We start from the raw sequence: 1,455 nt of genomic DNA, 5'->3' as shown, positions 1-1,455 counted from the left end.
GTGTCTCCCTGAGGTCCGGTGTTACCTTGAGGTCCGGTGTCTCCCTGAGGTCCAGTTTCTCCCTGAGGTCCGGTGTCTCCCTGAGGTCCGGTGTTACCTTGAGGCCCCGTATTGCCTTGAGGCCCAGTGTCTCCCTGAGGTCCAGTATCGCCTTGAGGTCCCGTATTGCCTTGAGGCCCCGTATTGCCCTGAGGTCCCGTATTGCCTTGAGGTCCTGTTGGTCCTTGGGGTCCTGTATCCCCAGTAAGACCGAGCGTTTCAACGACTGCTTTAACGGCGTTTGCAAAGGCCCCGGTCGTTCCAGTGGGCACTTCTATATTCACATTAGCAGAACCAGGTGTTACGGTAATTTCTAACGTATTAGATATAAAGTTGATTAGATCTCCGAAACCAACTGGAGCACTTCCGCTCACACCCGTATTCCCTTGAACTAAAAATAAGAAATCACCGGTCGCAAAAGATCCCGTCGGTCCCGTCGCACCTTGAGGTCCTGTCACCCCAGTGGCACCAGTAGTACCAGTGGTACCCGCTGGTCCTTGGGGTCCAGATGGCCCGGTAGCCCCTGCAGGTCCAGGTGGCCCTCCTGATGGCCCTGTAGGTCCAGTGGCACCTGCCGACCCCGTCGGTCCCCTTGTCACATCTGTGTTTAACACATTTTCTAACTTCTCATTTAGAATCCATTCTTTCTTCCCGATTACATTAATCGTGTCACGAACGCTGCTGTTTATTGTGAGTAAATCGCTGATGGAAGGTTGAAAGGATGTTGAGACTCCGGGGAGAGTCCCGAGAACGTATTGTAGCTTTTCTCCCTCGGCATTGATGATATGACTTAAGCCCAGTTCTTCTAATGCAATGGATGATAATAGCAAATTCACTGCATCTTCTCTGGTAATGCTTATATTAGGTGAAATATTAGGAATATTAGCTTGAGACATAACTATACCCCCTCACGTAAATTCTTATTATATGTATGCTTGGCCACAAAGGCATGTACTAAACGATTTATTCATATTTTTTATACAGTAAAATCCCCTTTAAGAAGTCTCTTAAAGGGGATTGTTTTTTGAAGGGTAGGAATCCCTCATTATTGATCGAGTTGTAAGATTTGTATATTAGCACGGCAGTTGGTTATGGCGGTAACGTTTATCATAGATATTTGAGCGGGTCCGGTGGTGAAAGCCCCGACAGAGAGCCCGTCATCGTTTACTTGTGCTTGCATGACTCCAGCAGGAATTAATGCACCATCCCTCAGAAGTTGAACGTTCATATTACCAGACCCATTTAGTCCACCGGAAATATAATAGGCCCCAGCAGCGATTCCGATAAAAGTAGCGCCCACTACATGAGTGATATTGGTACCCTTCGAGTTACCTTGAACATTCCAAGGAACCGGGCCAGTAGCAGCGAGTGTAAATCCGGTTGCAGCTGCATTTAGATAACTTTGGGCTATGAAGG

The 1,455-nt window shown here is 48.0% G+C and carries 2 protein-coding genes; both read right to left on the bottom strand.

Annotated features, from left to right (window positions below; translation table 11 throughout):
• Positions 1 to 935: alpha-helical endospore appendage domain-containing protein (locus BT147_RS15025; RefSeq protein WP_143187931.1), on the bottom strand; the 935-nt coding region annotated here is incomplete at its 3' end.
• Between the two features lie 149 nt (positions 936 to 1,084).
• A partial coding sequence (locus tag BT147_RS15430; RefSeq protein ID WP_177239691.1) for a hypothetical protein occupies positions 1,085 to 1,455 on the bottom strand: 371 nt, incomplete at its 5' end.

The organism is Thermoactinomyces sp. DSM 45891 (assembly GCF_900119485.1).
GTDB lineage: Bacteria > Bacillota > Bacilli > Thermoactinomycetales > Thermoactinomycetaceae > Baia.
This window is presented reverse-complemented; position numbering and strand designations above follow the sequence as displayed.